This window comes from Nonomuraea sp. NPDC049624 (assembly GCF_040675255.1).
Classification (GTDB): Bacteria; Actinomycetota; Actinomycetes; order Streptosporangiales; family Streptosporangiaceae; genus Nonomuraea.
On record NZ_JBFAOR010000003.1, the window covers coordinates 1013433 to 1028591 of the forward strand.

Sequence of the window (15159 nt, forward strand, 5' to 3'; positions counted from 1 at the left end):
ACATGCGGAAAGGGCCCCCGGATGCCGCCACAGTGTGCCTTGCCGTGTCCCCCACAGGAGAGGCGAGACCCGGATGGCGCGTGGTGCGAGCGACATGCCTCCTGGCGTGCGACCGCTTACGGTGGGCGACCCCGTCGTCATCGGCCGGTACCTTCTCCTCGGCCGCCTGGGGACGGGCGGGATGGGAGTGGTGTACCTGGCCGAACACCCGCAAGGGGGCCTGGTCGCGCTCAAGACGCCGCACGCGGTACATCTCCACGATGCCACGTTGCGGGCGCGTTTCGCCGAGGAAGTGGCTTTCTCGCGGAGATTGGTGCCCTTCTGCACCGCCGCCGTCATCGAGGACGGCGTCGAGGACGGCCGTCCGTACCTGGTCACCGAGTACATTCCAGGGCCCGCGCTGTCCCAGGTGGTCAAGGCCGGGGGAGCGCTCACGCCCGACCTCGCCTACGGCGTGGCACTCGGCGTGGCCGCCGCGCTCGTCGCCGTGCACGAGGCCGGTCTGGTGCACCGCGACCTCAAGCCCGGCAACGTGCTGCTGTCGCCCGCGGGGCCGCGGGTCATCGACTTCGGCATCGCCCGCGACGTGGACACCCTCGCCGCCCACACCCAGGCCGGCCAGGTCATGGGCAGCCCCGGCTGGGTGGCGCCCGAGCGGCTGACCGGCGGCCCCGCCCTGCCCGCCTCGGACGTGTTCGCGTGGGGCTGCCTGGTGGCCTACGCCGCGAGCGGGCACCACCCGTTCGGCGGCGGCGAGGCCGACGTGCTGACCCGGCGCATCCTGTTCGACCCGCCGCGGCTCGACGGCGTGCCCGTCCTGCTGCGCCCGGCCGTGGAGGCGGCGCTGGCCAAGGACCCGGGCTCCCGTCCGGGATCGGCCGAGCTGCTGCGGGCGCTGCTGGCGTCCGGGGGAGTGGGCGATCCGTGGGACCTGCGCCGGGCGGTCTCCGACGTGCTGGACGGGAGCTGGGCCGAGGTGCCGTACCCGGCGGGCGGCGGGGCGGGCCGTCCGGTCGCGCCGGCGGCGGAGCCGGGCGGGTCCGAGCGCAGGCGCAGGCGCAGGGCCATGGCGGGGGCGCAGCTGTCGCACGCCAGCTTCGCCGCGCTGGTAACGGTCTCGCTCGCGGCGGTCACCGTGATCGCGGCCTCCGGCGGGGACGCCCTGAGCCTCGGCGGCGGCTCGCTGCTGCCCGAGCCCGCGGTCGTGCAGCCGCAGGGCAGCGCCCGCACGACCGAGCCGCCCACGGCGACCCCCGGCGGCGTCCGGCCGTCCGTGCACGTGGCGCCCCCGGCGAGCGCGGCGAGCGCGGCGAGCGCGGCGAGCGCCGCCACGCCGTCGGTGTCCGGGACGCGTTCCCGCACGCCGGGCGGGCACTTCGCGATCCTCACCCCCGACCCCGACCGGTGGCCCGACGACTTCCGCCGGTCCCGCCCGTCCCGTCCCGCTCGTCCGTCCGGCACGTCCGGGCCGGGCGATCTGGGCGATCCGGGCGGGGAGCAGCCCGGTCCGTGCGCAGGCCCGGCAGGTCGCCGCCGCGGGGGCGCGGGCCGCCGCGACTGCCCGCGGCCGTCGGGCTCGATCAGCACGATCCCCCAGGACGGCCCCGGCGAGTCGCCCGGCCCCACCGGCTCGGGCCCGGCCACCCCGACGGCCACCGGAGCGTCCTGACGGCGCATGCCTCATGATCGAGGTGAGCGGGGGAAGCGTGGTGACCCTCCCGCACCCGAGAGCGAGGCCGTACATGAGCTACTACGACATAGAGGGCAACCCCATCAGCCCGGCGCGGGCGCAGGAGCTGCTGGCCGACCGCGCCCGCCGCACGATAGGCGACGACCGCGTCGGCACCGCCGCGGGAACGTTCCGCATCCGCACCCTGCACCTGGTGCTCGACCAGGCCGACGGCGGGACGGTGCCGCTGCTGTTCGAGTCGACCGTGCGCCTGTCGCCGCCCGGCGCCGATCCGGGGACGGGCGGCGAGGAGGTGCTCAGCCTGCACTGGTCCACCAGGCAGCAGGCCGAGGACGCGCACGCCCAGCTCGTTCGCGACATCACCGAGCGGCAGGACCTGCCGTCGTGGGCCCGGGAGGGCGGCTGAGCGCACCGCGGGCGTCGAAGAGAAAAGGGGCCGCGCCGGGCTGGGGGAGCCGGCGCGGCCCTTCGCCGGGGGAACCTTCCCATGCCCTGGAGGTGGCCGGCGAGATCAGGGGATCAGTGGTGGAACTGCTCCTCCTCGGTGGAGCCCTTGAGCGCGGTCGTCGAGGAGTCGGGCGCGACGGCCGTGCTGACCAGGTCGAAGTAGCCGGTGCCGACCTCGCGCTGGTGCCGGGTCGCGGTGTATCCGCGCGTCTCGGCGGCGAACTCGGCCTCCTGGAGCTCGACGTAGGCCGTCATGCCGTCGGTGGCGTAGCCCTGGGCGAGGTCGAACATCGAGTAGTTCAGCGAGTGGAAGCCGGCCAGCGTGATGAACTGGAACTTGTACCCCATGTGCCCCAGCTCGCGCTGGAACTTGGCGATCGTGGAGTCGTCCAGGTGCTTCTTCCAGTTGAACGACGGCGAGCAGTTGTAGGCCAGCATCTGGTCCGGGTAGCGGGCCTTGATCGCCTCGGCGAACTCGCGGGCCACGTCCAGGTCCGGCGTGCCGGTCTCCATCCACAGCAGGTCGGAGTAGGGGGCGTAGGCCAGGCCGCGGGCGATGCAGGAGTCCACGCCGTTGCGCACCCGGTAGAAGCCCTCGGCGGTGCGCTCGCCGGTGGTGAAGGCCTGGTCGCGCGGGTCCACGTCACTGGTCAGGAGCGTCGCGGCCTGTGCGTCGGTCCGCGCGACGATCAGTGAGGGGACGCCGCACACGTCGGCGGCCAGCCGCGCGGCGTTGAGCGTCTTGATGTGCTGGCCGGTCGGGATCAGCACCTTGCCGCCCAGGTGGCCGCACTTCTTCTCGGAGGCGAGCTGGTCCTCCCAGTGCACGCCCGCGGCGCCGGCCGCGATCATGCCCTTCATCAGCTCGAACGCGTTCAGCACGCCGCCGAAGCCGGCCTCGGCGTCGGCCACGATCGGCGCCAGCCAGTGCGGCGCGTCCGGCACGCCCTCCGACCAGGTGATCTGGTCGGCGCGCAGCAGCGCGTTGTTGATGCGGCGCACGACGGCGGGCACGGAGTTGGCCGGGTACAGGCTCTGGTCCGGGTAGGTCTGGCCGCCGAGGTTGGCGTCCGCGGCCACCTGCCAGCCGGACAGGTAGATCGCCTTCAGCCCGGCCTTCACCTGCTGGACGGCCTGGTTGCCGGTCAGCGCGCCGAGGGCGTTGACGTAGTCCTCGGTGTGCAGCAGGTCCCACAGGCGCTCGGCGCCGAGCCGGGCCAGCGTGTGCTCCTCCTGGACGCTTCCCCGCAACCGGATCACGTCCTGCGCGCTGTACGTGCGCTCGACGCCCGCCCAGCGAGGGTCGTTCTGCCACTTGTCCTGCAGCTGCTCCGCAGCTCCCTTGAGGCGATCGTTCATCGTTCGCTCCTTTGTCGTCCCCTGGGGCTCCACGTCGATGATCTGCCCGGATGTCACAGGTCGACAGGCTCGAACGTGGAGAAGAATCGCCGAAGTTTCCAGGATGTGCATTACTCGCGGGTATTCAGATGAGAAGAAATCGTAAGTTTTCCTGTTGGCCTAGACCAATCCTCATCCCGAACCGCACGCGGCTCTCGCGTCCCGCTGCGACGCGCCCTGAGTGCCCAAAGGCTAGAAAATGGGCCGAATTTCTGTCTAAGATGCCTGTATGGCGTCCCTGCTAGGCGAAGAACCGCTGTCTTTGACGCAGGAGCTCGATCTGATCGCGTTCGGCCAGCGTCTGCGCCACCTGCGCAAACAGCGCGGCCTCACCCTGTCGGACCTGGGCTCCCGCGTCAGCAGGGCGCCCAGCCAGCTGTCGCTGCTCGAGAACGGCAAGCGCGAGCCCAAGCTCTCGCTGCTGAAGTCCCTGGCGACCGCTCTGGGCGTCCCCGTCGAGGAGCTGCTGCGCCGCCAGCCGCCCAACCGGCGCGCCCAGCTGGAGATCGCGCTGGAGGAGGCGCAGCGCGACCCCATCTACGCCGGTCTCGGCCTGCCCCGGCTCAAGGTCTCCGCGCGCGTGCCCAACGACGTCCTGGAACACCTGCTCGGCCTGTACGGCGAGCTGCGCGCCCGGCAGGCCCGCGGCACCGCCACTCCGGAGGAGGCCAGGGCCGCCAACGCCGAGCTGCGGCGGAGGCAGCGCGAGGTGGGCAACTACTTCCCCGACATCGAGAAGGCCGCGGCCGAGGCCCTCGACGCCGTCGGCTACCGCACCGGCGCCCTGTCCCAGAGCACGATCCAGGGCCTGGTCACGCACTTCGGCTACACCGTCCACACCGCCCAGGACCTGCCGCGGTCGGTGCGTTCCATCACCGACCTGCGCAACCGGCGCATCTACGTCAAACACGAGCAGCTCGGCATGCACACCCCGCGCACGATCCTGCTCCAGACGCTCGGGCACCTCGCGCTCGGCCACGGCAAACCGCGCGACTTCGCCGACTTCCTGCGCCAGCGCACCGAGGCCAACTACTTCGCCGCCGCCGTGCTCGTGCCCGAACGGGCCGCCGCCCCCTACCTCCAGGAGGCCAAGGCGGCGCGGGCGCTGTCGGTGGAGGACCTGCGGGACGTGTTCGCCGTCTCCTACGAGATGGCCGCCCACCGCTTCACCAACCTGGCCACCCACCACTTGGGTCTCGTCTGCCACTTCGTGCGCAACGACGCCGGCGGCACCATCTACAAGGCGTACGAGAACGACGGCATCGTCTTCCCCGCCGACGAGCAGGGAGCCATCGAGGGGCAGCGCATGTGCCTGCAGTGGTCGGGGCGGCAGGTGTTCGCCTCGCCCGACCGGTTCTCGGTGTTCTACCAGTATTCCGACTCGCCCACCGGCACCTATTTCTGCGTCGCGCACGTCGATCCCTCGCGGGAACGGGACTTCGCCATCACGCTGGGGGTGCCGTACCGGGAGTCGCGGTGGTTCCGGGGCCGGGAGACCACCAACCGCACCAAGTCCAGCTGTCCCAACGGCGACTGCTGCCGCCGTCCGCCCGCTGAGCTGGCCGAACGCTGGGAGGGCTACGCCTGGCCGTCCGCGCGGGCCAACTCGCACATCCTGGCCGCCCTGCCGCCCGGGTCGTTCCCGGGTGTGGACGAGGCGGACGTCTATACCTTCCTGGAGCGTCACGCGACCCTCGCATAAGCTGACAAGCGGGGGAACGGGGGAGGTGTCGCACATGCTGCCTGATGTGCGGAAATGGTGGCATCGCCGAACTTCGTGCGCCGCGGACTGGCCGCTGGACGACCTCGTGGCGGCCAAGGGGCGGACCACGGTGAGCGTGGTCCTGCCGGCCCGCGACGAACGGGAGACCGTGGGGGAGATCGTCCAGGTGATCCGGCGTGAGCTGGACGGCCTGGTGGACGAGCTCGTCGTCATCGACTCGTGCTCGGCCGACGACACCGCGCGCGTGGCGGCGCGGGCCGGGGCCGCCGTGCACGCCCAACGCGACATCCTGCCCGACCTGGCACCGCTGGAGGGCAAGGGCGAGGCGCTGTGGAAGTCGCTGGCGGTCACCTCCGGTGACGTGGTGGCCTTCGCCGACGCCGACATCAGGCACTTCCGCGCCTCGCTGGTCGCCGGGGTGCTCGGCCCGCTGCTCACCGATCCCACCGTCGCCTACGCCAAGGGCTGCTACGACCGCCCGCTGGACGGCGCTCCCAACGGCGGCGGCCGCGTCACCGAGCTGGTCGCCCGCCCGCTGATCAACCTGCACTGGCCCGAACTGGCCGGTTTCGTGCAACCTCTCGCCGGAGAGTACGCCGGCCGCCGCTCGGCCCTGGAACGCGTGCCGTTCCTGACCGGGTACGGGGTGGAGCTCGGCCTGCTCATCGACCTGCTGGACCTGGCCGGGCTCGACGGCCTGGCCCAGGTGGACCTGGGCTCGCGCGAGCACGCCCCGCAGTCGACGGAGGCGCTCGGGGGGATGGCGGCCCAGATCATGCTGGCCGCGTGGTCGCGGCTGCGGCGGCAGGGGAAGATCGAGGCCCGTCATGCGCCGGGGGTGGAGCTGGCCCAGTTCCGGCGGTGCGAGGGCGGCCACGACGTCCTGACCCGCCAGGTCGCCATCGGGGAACGCCCCCCGATGCTCACCCTGCCCCGCCCCGCCGTCCCAGCGCCTCCGTGAGGGTTGCGGCGCGCCGGGTGGCTGGTTCGCCGCATCCGCCGCTCGGCCGCGCCGGGGGGCGGATGGGCGTGCGGCGCTACTTGAGGGCCGCTGTGACGAAGGCGCCGATCTGGTCGCGGAGGGCGTCGTGGTCGTCGGCGGCGTCGCCCAGGATGATCCGCCCGAGCTGCGGCATCATCGACGGGAACAACGCGAGCCCGGTCAGCATGAACAACGTGCGCGACGTCGCCTTCGACGGCTCCTCGCCGCGCCCCTCGGCGAGCGAGGCGGCCTTGCGCGCACACCGCTCGACCCTGGCTTCCTGGCCGGGCAGCAGCTCCTGGCCGCGGTAGTTGAGCGCCTCCCACATGAGCAGCCGGACCAGGTCGGGATGGCGCCGGTAGTAGTCGGTCAGCCGGGCCACGTAGTCGACGGGGTCGGCGCCGGGCAGGGCGATCTGCGAGGTCAGGTCGTCGAGCGCCTCGTTGATGACGGCGTCGAACAACTTCTCCTTGTTGCCGAAATGCCCGTAGATGCGCTCTTTGTTGACGCCGGCACGCTCCGCGATGCGATCCACGCGCGCCCCCGCCACGCCGTACGCGGCGAACTCCTCGCGGGCGGCTTCGAGCAGGGCGGCCCGGGTGGCGGCGGTCGAGACCTTGGGTGACATGCCACCATTCTGCCACCAACAACTAGTTGGTTGAAAACCAACTAACTAGTTGACGTCCAACTGGTTGGTTGGCTACCGTCCCTTGGCATGGCACTCACGCTTCCCCGTACGGAGGCCGCTCCGGCAGTCCGTACCGATTACGCCCGCTTCGGCCGCACCCTGTTGGCGTTCACCCTCACCGCGGTCCTGTGCAGCGGGCAGTTGTACATCGTGATCCCCCTGCTGCACGACATGGCGACCGGCTGGCACACCTCACCAGCTGGCCTGACCTGGCTGGTCACCGCGTTCGGCGCCGGGTACGGCGTCGGGTTCCTGGTGTTCGGCCCCCTTTCCGACCGGTACGGCCGCCGCCGCCTGCTGCTGGCCGGTCTGCCGCTTGCCGCGCTGACCAGCGCATTGGTCGCGTTGAGCCCGAACGTCGAGGTGGCCCTGGTGTTGCGGGCCCTGCAGGGGGTGGCCGTGGCGATGTTCCCGCCCGCCGGCATGGCCTACCTGGCCGAACGTCTTGAGCCCCGGCGCCGCGTGGTCGCCATCGCCGCGGTGACCGGCGCTTTCCTGGCCTCGGCCGTGTTGTTGCAGGTCGCCGCGCAGGTGCTGGTCGAGACGATCGGCTGGCGGGGGCTGTTCCTGCTGTCGGCCGCCGGTTTCGCCCTCGCCGGGCTCGGCCTGCGCGCCGTCATGCTGCCCGACCTGCCGCGCGAGGCGGCCGGGTCGCTGCTGTCGGCCTACCGCGCGGTGCCCGGCCTGCTGTTCGACCGGGTGCTCGCGCTGCGCTATCTGGCCACGGTCATGCTGATGGCCGGGTTCGTCGCCGTCTACACCGGGTTGCAGATCTACGGCGGCACGTCCGCCGCCGACCTGCTCACGTTGCGCGCCTCCGGGCTGCCCTCGATCGTGCTGATGCCGGTGCTCATGCCGTGGCTGGCCCGGATCCCCACCACGGCCAGGGCCGCCGCGTTCCTGGCCGTGGGCGGGCTCGCCCTGGCGGCCGTCGCGTTCACCGGAGCCGGCGCCCTCGGCCTGCTCCTCCTGCTGGCCGTCTACGTCGCCGCCATCACCGGCGGCCTGCCCAGCATGAACGAGGCCATCTCCGCCCAGGCCGGACCGGCCCGCGGCACGGCGCTCGCCCTGTTCTCCTTCGCCCTGGCCGTCGGGGGCAGCGTCGGCCCGCAGCTCGCGGCCGCTTTCGGCGGGTTCACCCCGCTGGTGTACGGCCTGGCGATCGGCATGGGCCTGGCCGCCCTGGCCGTCCTCACCTCCGCCCACCGCCCCACCCGTACCACCCGCTGACCCACCCCACCCCCCTCAACCCGCCCTTCCTCCGGAGCCACCCCGCCCTCAGGCCCCCACTGGACGCCGGCGCGGCACTGCCGCTCGGCGTCTGATGGGGGCCGAGTGGCGAGAGGCGGTCAGCGGGTCGTGACGAGGCCGCCGAGCGACAGGTCGGGGCGGTCGACCTGCACGTCGGGCAGCAGCCACGACGTGTCGAGCGCCACCGTGTCGTTGAGCGCCCGCGCCAGAGGGTTGAGCGCGCCGAGGAGCGACTCGCAGCCGCCGTCCATGGAATGGGCCAGCGAGCACAACCACATCGCGACGTCGTCGGTCTGGCCGTTGAGGTTGAACCGGGCCCGGAACGTCGCGCTCGCGGGGTCGTAGGCGTTGTTCGCGTTGTTCAGGGCGAGCGGCGCGGTGTCGAGGAACGTGCCGATGGACGCGCGCTGACGTACCAGCAGGGTGGTGAGGTGGGCGAGCTCGCGGGTGTTGGCGGCGATCTCACCCCTGTTGTCCTCGACGAAGTCGGCGATCTGGGTGAGCGTGGAGGACAGCTGACCCAGCACCGCGCGCAGCTCTTCGCGCTCGCCGTCGAGCTGCGCCGACACGCCCGCCAGGTCCTTCATGAACGCCCGGATCCGCGCGTCGTCGCGGGCCATCGCCCCGGTGATCGTGGCCAGGTCGCGGACGGTCTGAGCCAGGTCGTCGCCGTCACCGGCCAGGACGGAGGCCGCGTCGGACAGGCCCCGCACGGTGGCCCCCACCGTCTCGCCCTGCCCGCCGAACGTGCCCGCCGAGACCCGCAACAACCGCGCCAGCGCCCCCCGCTCATCCGCCGCCACCCCACCCGGCCCCGGCCGAGGCGGACCGAGCCCAGGCGAGCCGGACCGCGTGGAGCCGGAAACCGGTGGGGCGAGGGCCGCGGCGAGTCGGTCGTAGCCGCGTAACGCCTCGTCGATCTCGACCGGCGAGCGGGTACGGCCGAGCGTGCCGCCGTCCTGAAGCACGGGCCCGCCCCGGTACGGCGGCGTGAGCTGCACGAACCGATCGGCGATCAGCGACCGCGCCACGATGACCGCCTGCGCGCCCGCCGGGACCTTGCGCCCGGCGTCGAGCGCCAGCTCCACCCGGACCTGCGCGCCCGCCGGGCTGACCACGGTGACCCGCCCGACCCGCACCCCGAGAACCCGGACGTCGGACCCCGGATACAGCCCCACGGCGGCGTCGAAGAAGGCGACGGCGCGCACGCCCGCACCCGGCCTGAGCAGCAGATACGCCGCCCCCAGCACGAGGACGGCGAGAAGTGCGGCGAGCCGGCGGTCCATCGGCCTTCCTCGATCGACATGGGCGTACGGTTACCGGAACATTACCGTGAGTCGCCGGACCGCCGCACCTTCCGGCCGAGCCCTACTCGCCGGTAGGGTGTTACCGACGGTAACAAGGGAACGGCCAGGGAGTGGACGCGATGACCGGGTTCTGTCCGGAGCTCAGTGACGACGTGATCGAGGTGCGTGACTGGGTCCACGCGTTCGCCCGCGACGTGATCCGCCCCGCGGGCGCCGAATGGGACGAACGCGAGCAGACCCCCTGGCCCGTCATCCAGGAGGCCGCCAAGATCGGCCTGTACTCGCTGGACTTCTTCGCCACCCAATGGTTCGAGCAGAGCGGCCTGGCGCTGCCGGTGGCGTTCGAGGAGATCTTCTGGGGGGACGCCGGCATCGGCCTGTCCATCGTCGGCACCGGCCTGGCCGCCGCGGCGCTGTCCGCGAACGGCACGCCGGAGCAGCTGGGGGAGTGGCTGCCGCAGATGTTCGGCACGGAGAACGACGTCAAGCTGGGCGCCTTCTGCGCCTCCGAGCCCGACGCCGGCTCCGACATCGGCGCCATCCGCACCCGCGCCGTGCACGACAACGGCGACTGGGTGCTGAACGGCGTCAAGACCTGGGCCACGAACGGCGGCATCGCCGACGTGCACGTGGTCGTCGCCTCGGTGGACCCGTCCCTGGGCACCCGCGGGCAGGCCAGCTTCGTCGTCCCGCCCGGCACGCCGGGCCTGTCGATGGGGCAGAAGTTCCGCAAGCACGGCATCCGCGCCTCGCACACCGCCGAGGTGATCCTCGAGGACGTGCGCGTGCCGGGCTCGTGCCTGCTGGGCGGCAAGGAGAAGCTGGACGCCCGCCTGGCCAGGGTCCGCAACGGCGAACGCGCCGGCGAGCAGGCCGCGATGCGCACGTTCGAGACCACCCGCCCGTCGGTCGCCGCGATGGCCGTCGGCATCGCCCGCGCGGGCTTCGAGTACGCCCGGGACTACGCCCGCGAACGCGAGCAGTTCGGCCGCAGGATCGGCGACAACCAGGCGATCGCGTTCCTGCTCGCCGACATGGCGACCCGCGTCGACGTGGCCCGCCTGCTGACCTGGCGCGCCGCCTGGATGGCCCGCAACGGCAGGCCGTTCGAGCAGGCCGAGGGGTCGATGTCGAAGCTGGTGGCGGGCGAGACGGCGGTGTGGGTGACCGAACAGGCCATCCAGATCCTCGGCGGCGCCGGCTACACCAGGGAACACCCGGTGGAACGTTTCCACCGCGACGCCAAGATCTACACCATCTTCGAGGGCACGTCGGAGATCCAGCGCCTCATCATCGGCCGCGCCGTCACCGGCCTGCCGGTCCGCTGAGGACGTCTGTTCACCCGGGACGACGGAGCCGGCCACCGGTGGCCCGGAAGTGCGGACAACCGGTGAGGATCGGCGAACGGCGGCCGGACCGGGGAGAACGCCTGGAACCTGTTCTCCCCACGTGCCGGAGCAGGGGTCACTTCGGTTGCCAGCGACAGATCTTCTTGGTGGTGAGGGTCGCGCCGATGCGGGCGTAGAAGCGTTGGGCGGCGACGTTGGCCTCGCCCACCTCCCAGCGGATCACCTTGCCGTCGGCGGCTTCGGCCACAGCCTGCATCAGCTGTTCGCCCACGCCGTCGCCGCGCTCGGAGCCGGTCACGTACAGGTCGTCCAGGGCGAGGTAGTCCTGGCCGGACCAGAAGCTGATGCGCTCCAGCCAGGAGACGTAGCCGACGGCCCGGCCGCTCCGCTCGGCGATCAGGTAGGTGATCTCCGGGCGGGCGAGCAGCCGCTCCAGGTCCTCGACGCCTACGGTGACGGCCGAGGACTGGCCTTGGTGTTCGGCCAGGCCGCGCATGAGGTCGTGCACGATGGCGGCGTCCTCGGGTGTGGCACGACGGATCGTTGTCACAGTGATCCCTTCCGGGTTCAGGAGCGGGGTGGTGTGTTTCAGGTCCGCTCGCCGGCTGCTGGGCGAGCTTGGTCGTGGTGGGGGAGTTGCCGGCGGCGCAGGCGGGTCGACGAGCCGCCGTGGAGCCGGCAACCAGGCGGTCCCCGCTCACTGAGAGCCGGCTTGCGCCGCAGGTGACGGGCGGCCGGGCGTTACCAGCGCCGCGACGGCCGCGCCGACGGCCGATGCGATCGCGGCCACGGTGAATCCGCTGGTGAAGCCGTTCAACGTGGTCCCGGCCAGGCTCGCGGCTGCGACGCTGGAGATGACGGCGGCTCCGATGGACGCGCCGAACTCGTGGAAGGTGCTCACGATGCCGGAGGCGATCCCGGCCTCGTGGGGCGCCACCTGACCGAGGGCGGTCGCCGAGGCGATGACGAACATCGCGCCGGTGCCCGCCGCCGCGACGGCCACGCCTGCCACGACGCTGACGACGTTCGTCGAGAAGGCCGGTACGGCCATGCCGATCGCCGCGACCGTCAGACCGGCGACGGCCAGGGCGCGCCCGCCCCACCGGCCGAGCAGCCGTCCGGTCAGGTTGGCGCCGAGCATCGTCGCCACCGCGACCGGCAGGAACAGCAGCCCGGCCTGCAGCGCGCCGTAGCCCAGAGCGTGCTGGAAGTAGAAGGTTCCCAGGAAGAACACAGCGATCATCAGTGCCGTGGCCATCAGGATGAGGAAGGCCCCGACCGCCAGGGGTCGCCGGGCGAGCAGTCGCACGTCCATCAGGGGCGAACGCGCCCGCCTCTGCCACAGCACGAACAGCACGTAGCCCACGGCAGCCGCGAGCACGAGCCACCCGGTGAGCGCGCTGAGCCATCCCTTCTCGCCGGCGGCGATGAGTGCGTAGATCAACGACCCGCTGGCGGACGTCACCAAGATCGCACCAAGGACGTCCAGCCGGGGCCGGGAGGCGGGCGAAGGCGTACGCGCCGGGAGCAGTACGGCGAGGACCACGGCGATCACCAGGCCGATGGGCACGTTGACGTGGAACACCCACGACCATCCGGGCCCGGCGGTGAGCAGGCCGCCGAGGAGTACGCCGAGCGCGGCGCCGCCGCCGCCGAGCGCGGACCAGACGCCCAGGGCCTTGTTCCGCTCCTCTCCGTCGAACAGGGCGACCACCAGCGACAGGGCCGCGGGCGACAGCAGCGCGGCCCCGACGCCCTGTGCCACCCGACCCGCGAGCAGCGTGCCCGCCGACCCGGCCAACCCTGTGACCAGCGACGCGACGCTGAACAGCAACAGGCCGGCGATCACGATCCGCTTGGCGCCCAGCAGGTCCGTGATGCGGCCGCCGAGCAGCATGAGCCCGCCGAAGGTGAGCGTGTAGGCGCTGACTGTCCAGGTCAGCGCCTCGCGACTGAGGGCGAGGTCCGTTTCCATGTGCGGCAGCGCGATGGCGACGACGGTGACGTCCAGGATCAGCATGAGCTGGGCCACGCCGAGGAAGCCGAGGATGCGCCACCGGGCCGGCAGTGGCTCGTGGAGCTCTGCCTGGTGCACTGCAGATTGGGTCATCAAATCCTCCAGCTGTTATCTCGTATGTCCATATACGAGTTCTGCTGGGACACTATAAGCCGTATATGCGTATACGAGATAGGGTGGGGGGCATGGCTGCATCTCCTGCTCGCTCCAGGCGCCGCGTCGATGCCGAGCGCAGCATCGCCCGCATCGTGTCCGCGGCACGCGAACTGATGCGCTCGGACCCGCATGCGACCACCGACGACATCGCCCGTGCCGCCGGCGTCGGGCGGATGACCCTGTACGGACATTTCCGGACCCGGGCCGACCTCATCGAGGCGGCACTGGTCGAGGCGCTGCGAGACGGCGACGAGCTCCTGGCCTCCGTCGACCTGACGGGCGACGCGCGCGAAGCCATGGGGCGTCTGCTGGCGTCCAGCTGGGAGTTGGTGGCCGAATCAGCGGCCCTGCTGGCCGCCGCCGAAGGAGTCCTGCCCGCTGGGCGGGTCCGGGAGCTGCACGACGAACCCGCCCAGCGCATGGCCGAACTCGTCCACCGTGGCCAGGATCAAGGCGTCTTCCGTACCGACCTGCCCGCCGCCTGGCTGGTGAGCCTCACCCACTACATCCTGCACGGCGCGGCGAACGAGGTACGGCAAGGACGCCTGGCCCGGAACGATGCCGCCGAAACAGTCACGAAGTCCATCCAATCGGTACTGGCCGCGCCGGTTCCGGGGTGAGGTGGCGGACCTCGTGGACAGGGTTCAGAGCAGTTGTGCCTGTACGAATCCGGCGAGCAGCACAGCGAAGCCGCCGATCTCGCCCACGATGAGCGCCGTCATGAACGCCGTCGTGCCGCGGACGGGATGGCGGAACTGATTGCCGGTGTCCCGGCGCCGACCGCTCAACTCGACGAAGAAGCCGGCAGGAGCACGACGATGGTGTCGTCCCCCGGGCGTACGACGCTACGCATGACGGTCGCGGGAAGAGGTTCGGCGGCGAGGCTGGCTCTGACCCATCGTGAGAAGCGGTGAGCGGGCTCGGTGCCCTCCTCCGTCGTGGGTGTGCCGGGCGGTCGGGCGGCTTGCCAAGGTAAAGAATTCGTGGGTAAAACGCCGGTCTGACAGGCGTTTTCGAAGCGCTTCTTCCAAGTTGGCTTGTACTGCTCTATGCCATTCACATACCTTCAATGTCAGTTACGACGTAGGCCCGGTGAGCATCCGCGCCACAGTACGTCCCGACCATTGCCGAGACCGCGTCTGATCTGCGTGAACACGTAGAACGGCGTGGCCGCCGAATCCGCTCGGACAAACACGCGGAACCGGGGACCCACATTCTGTGGGGTGAATCGGAGCACCTCCCGCGAGGGCATCCGTAGGGCACTTCCACGCCCGAACCCGTCAGCTAACCCGGTAGGCGGAATGGAAGCAAGGAGCAATACCTCTTCATGACCATCAACGCCTTCACCCGTGCCCTTACGCCCGCCGCCCGCCTCGTGCTCGGCGTGAGCGTCGCTGCCGGTGCGGCTCTCGTCGCAGGCCCGGTCTTCGCCGATCAGGCGTCCGGCGCGCGTTCCGACACCGTCGCCTCGCACAGCGTCGAGCAGAAGACCGCCGGGCAGGTGAGCGCGCAGTCGGTGCTGAAGATCGCCGAGTCGCAGATCGGAGTGACCGAGAACGCCGCGGGCGGCGGCACCCCGTTCCACAGCTGGTACATGTCCTCGCCTCGGGCGAAGGAGACCATGGCCCGCGACGGCGGCAGCCTGCAGTCCTACGCCAACGCCCCGTGGTGCGCGATGTTCGTCTCCTGGGTGGGCGAGAAGGCCGGCGCTCGGTCCACCGTCGGCTGGGACGCCTACACCGTCACCTACGCCAAGTGGTTCGAGGCCAACAAGCGCTGGGGGAGCGAGGCCAAGCCGGGCGCCGTCGTCTTCTACTCCTGGGACGACAAGTCCGTCGAGAGCATCGACCACGTGGGCCTGGTGAAGCAGGACAACGGCGACGGCACGATCACCGCGATCGAGGGCAACACCGGCAACGGCAAGGTCGAGCAGCGCATCCGGCCCAAGTCCCAGGTCGTCGGGTACGGCTACCCGCAGTACAAGGCCTGACGGCAGGCCGAGGACTCCTCTCCGTGCGACGGTGAGGGCAACGGAAGTGGGGGGGGGGGGGGGCCGCGCGCACCCTAACGGGGGCGGGAGGAACCAGCCGCTGGAGCGCCCGCGCGTGCGCGCCCGGGGCGGAGACGTACGCGACGCGCTGCTGGGTGGAC

At 71.6% G+C, this 15159-nt stretch carries 14 protein-coding genes and 1 riboswitch; of the genes, 8 read left to right on the plus strand and 6 right to left on the minus strand.

Annotated features, from left to right (window positions below; all coding sequences use genetic code 11):
• The first annotated feature begins 106 nt into the window (after positions 1–106).
• Together AB0J76_RS16030 and AB0J76_RS16035 are read left to right on the plus strand one after the other, a co-directional pair.
• Positions 107–1669, plus strand: a complete 1563-nt coding sequence (locus AB0J76_RS16030; protein ID WP_364389769.1) for a serine/threonine-protein kinase — start codon at positions 107–109, stop codon at positions 1667–1669.
• 73 nt (positions 1670–1742) lie between these two features.
• Positions 1743–2096 (plus strand): hypothetical protein, encoded by a 354-nt coding sequence (locus AB0J76_RS16035; RefSeq protein ID WP_352351545.1) that lies wholly within the window; start codon positions 1743–1745, stop codon positions 2094–2096.
• Positions 2097–2209: 113 nt separating this feature from the next.
• Here AB0J76_RS16035 and aceA read toward each other — a convergent pair whose 3' ends face one another.
• Positions 2210–3496 (minus strand): isocitrate lyase, encoded by a 1287-nt coding sequence (aceA, locus tag AB0J76_RS16040; RefSeq protein ID WP_364389771.1) that lies wholly within the window; start codon positions 3494–3496, stop codon positions 2210–2212.
• A 301-nt stretch (positions 3497–3797) separates the two neighbouring features.
• Here aceA and AB0J76_RS16045 point away from each other — a divergent pair, with 301 nt between their 5' ends.
• Together AB0J76_RS16045 and AB0J76_RS16050 are read left to right on the plus strand one after the other, a co-directional pair.
• On the plus strand, positions 3798–5237 hold the full coding sequence (locus AB0J76_RS16045) for a helix-turn-helix domain-containing protein (protein WP_352329059.1): 1440 nt from the start codon (positions 3798–3800) through the stop codon (positions 5235–5237).
• A gap of 34 nt (positions 5238–5271) precedes the next feature.
• Positions 5272–6219, plus strand: coding sequence for a glucosyl-3-phosphoglycerate synthase (locus tag AB0J76_RS16050; RefSeq protein ID WP_352329061.1), 948 nt, complete (start codon positions 5272–5274; stop codon positions 6217–6219).
• 76 nt (positions 6220–6295) lie between these two features.
• Here AB0J76_RS16050 and AB0J76_RS16055 read toward each other — a convergent pair whose 3' ends face one another.
• Positions 6296–6868, minus strand: a complete 573-nt coding sequence (locus AB0J76_RS16055) for a TetR family transcriptional regulator (RefSeq protein ID WP_352329063.1) — start codon at positions 6866–6868, stop codon at positions 6296–6298.
• A gap of 87 nt (positions 6869–6955) precedes the next feature.
• On the opposite strand from AB0J76_RS16055, the gene AB0J76_RS16060 reads away from it, so the two are divergent.
• Positions 6956–8158 (plus strand): MFS transporter, encoded by a 1203-nt coding sequence (locus AB0J76_RS16060; protein ID WP_352329064.1) that lies wholly within the window; start codon positions 6956–6958, stop codon positions 8156–8158.
• Positions 8159–8277: 119 nt separating this feature from the next.
• Here the strand turns inward: AB0J76_RS16060 and AB0J76_RS16065 are convergent, their stop codons facing one another.
• Entirely contained in the window at positions 8278–9465 is a 1188-nt protein-coding gene (locus AB0J76_RS16065; RefSeq protein WP_352329066.1) for an MCE family protein, read from the minus strand.
• A 140-nt stretch (positions 9466–9605) separates the two neighbouring features.
• Between AB0J76_RS16065 and AB0J76_RS16070 the strand changes: the two genes are divergently transcribed.
• Complete coding sequence (locus tag AB0J76_RS16070) at positions 9606–10814, plus strand: acyl-CoA dehydrogenase family protein (RefSeq protein ID WP_358292788.1); 1209 nt, start codon at positions 9606–9608, stop codon at positions 10812–10814.
• 136 nt (positions 10815–10950) lie between these two features.
• On the opposite strand, the gene AB0J76_RS16075 is transcribed toward AB0J76_RS16070, so the two are convergent.
• Together AB0J76_RS16075 and AB0J76_RS16080 are read right to left on the minus strand one after the other, a co-directional pair.
• Positions 10951–11385 (minus strand): GNAT family N-acetyltransferase, encoded by a 435-nt coding sequence (locus AB0J76_RS16075; protein ID WP_352326063.1) that lies wholly within the window; start codon positions 11383–11385, stop codon positions 10951–10953.
• 147 nt (positions 11386–11532) lie between these two features.
• The gene (locus AB0J76_RS16080; protein WP_364389775.1) at positions 11533–12945 is read right to left on the minus strand and encodes an MFS transporter; all 1413 of its coding nucleotides are present in this window, start codon (positions 12943–12945) and stop codon (positions 11533–11535) included.
• Between the two features lie 92 nt (positions 12946–13037).
• Between AB0J76_RS16080 and AB0J76_RS16085 the strand changes: the two genes are divergently transcribed.
• Entirely contained in the window at positions 13038–13628 is a 591-nt protein-coding gene (locus AB0J76_RS16085; protein ID WP_364389777.1) for a TetR/AcrR family transcriptional regulator, read from the plus strand.
• 24 nt (positions 13629–13652) lie between these two features.
• Here the strand turns inward: AB0J76_RS16085 and AB0J76_RS16090 are convergent, their stop codons facing one another.
• A complete protein-coding gene (locus AB0J76_RS16090) occupies positions 13653–13796 on the minus strand; it encodes a hypothetical protein (RefSeq protein WP_352331354.1) in 144 nt (47 codons plus the stop codon).
• A 373-nt stretch (positions 13797–14169) separates the two neighbouring features.
• Positions 14170–14322, plus strand: a riboswitch (cyclic di-AMP (ydaO/yuaA leader).
• Positions 14323–14335: 13 nt separating this feature from the next.
• Between AB0J76_RS16090 and AB0J76_RS16095 the strand changes: the two genes are divergently transcribed.
• On the plus strand, positions 14336–14998 hold the full coding sequence (locus tag AB0J76_RS16095; RefSeq protein WP_352331352.1) for a CHAP domain-containing protein: 663 nt from the start codon (positions 14336–14338) through the stop codon (positions 14996–14998).
• Positions 14999–15159 lie beyond the last annotated feature (161 nt).

Excerpts from the sequence above, each read along its gene's own strand:
- aceA (WP_364389771.1), bottom strand. The coding sequence starts at position 3,496 with ATGAACGATCGCCTCAAGGGAGCTGCGGAGCAGCTGCAGGACAAGTGG.
- AB0J76_RS16080 (WP_364389775.1), bottom strand. The coding sequence starts at position 12,945 with ATGACCCAATCTGCAGTGCACCAGGCAGAGCTCCACGAGCCACTGCCG.
- AB0J76_RS16065 (WP_352329066.1), bottom strand. The coding sequence starts at position 9,465 with ATGGACCGCCGGCTCGCCGCACTTCTCGCCGTCCTCGTGCTGGGGGCG.
- AB0J76_RS16035 (WP_352351545.1), top strand. The coding sequence starts at position 1,743 with ATGAGCTACTACGACATAGAGGGCAACCCCATCAGCCCGGCGCGGGCG.
- AB0J76_RS16060 (WP_352329064.1), top strand. The coding sequence starts at position 6,956 with ATGGCACTCACGCTTCCCCGTACGGAGGCCGCTCCGGCAGTCCGTACC.
- AB0J76_RS16095 (WP_352331352.1), top strand. The coding sequence starts at position 14,336 with ATGACCATCAACGCCTTCACCCGTGCCCTTACGCCCGCCGCCCGCCTC.
- AB0J76_RS16085 (WP_364389777.1), top strand. The coding sequence starts at position 13,038 with ATGGCTGCATCTCCTGCTCGCTCCAGGCGCCGCGTCGATGCCGAGCGC.
- AB0J76_RS16050 (WP_352329061.1), top strand. The coding sequence starts at position 5,272 with ATGCTGCCTGATGTGCGGAAATGGTGGCATCGCCGAACTTCGTGCGCC.
- AB0J76_RS16055 (WP_352329063.1), bottom strand. The coding sequence starts at position 6,868 with ATGTCACCCAAGGTCTCGACCGCCGCCACCCGGGCCGCCCTGCTCGAA.
- AB0J76_RS16070 (WP_358292788.1), top strand. The coding sequence starts at position 9,606 with ATGACCGGGTTCTGTCCGGAGCTCAGTGACGACGTGATCGAGGTGCGT.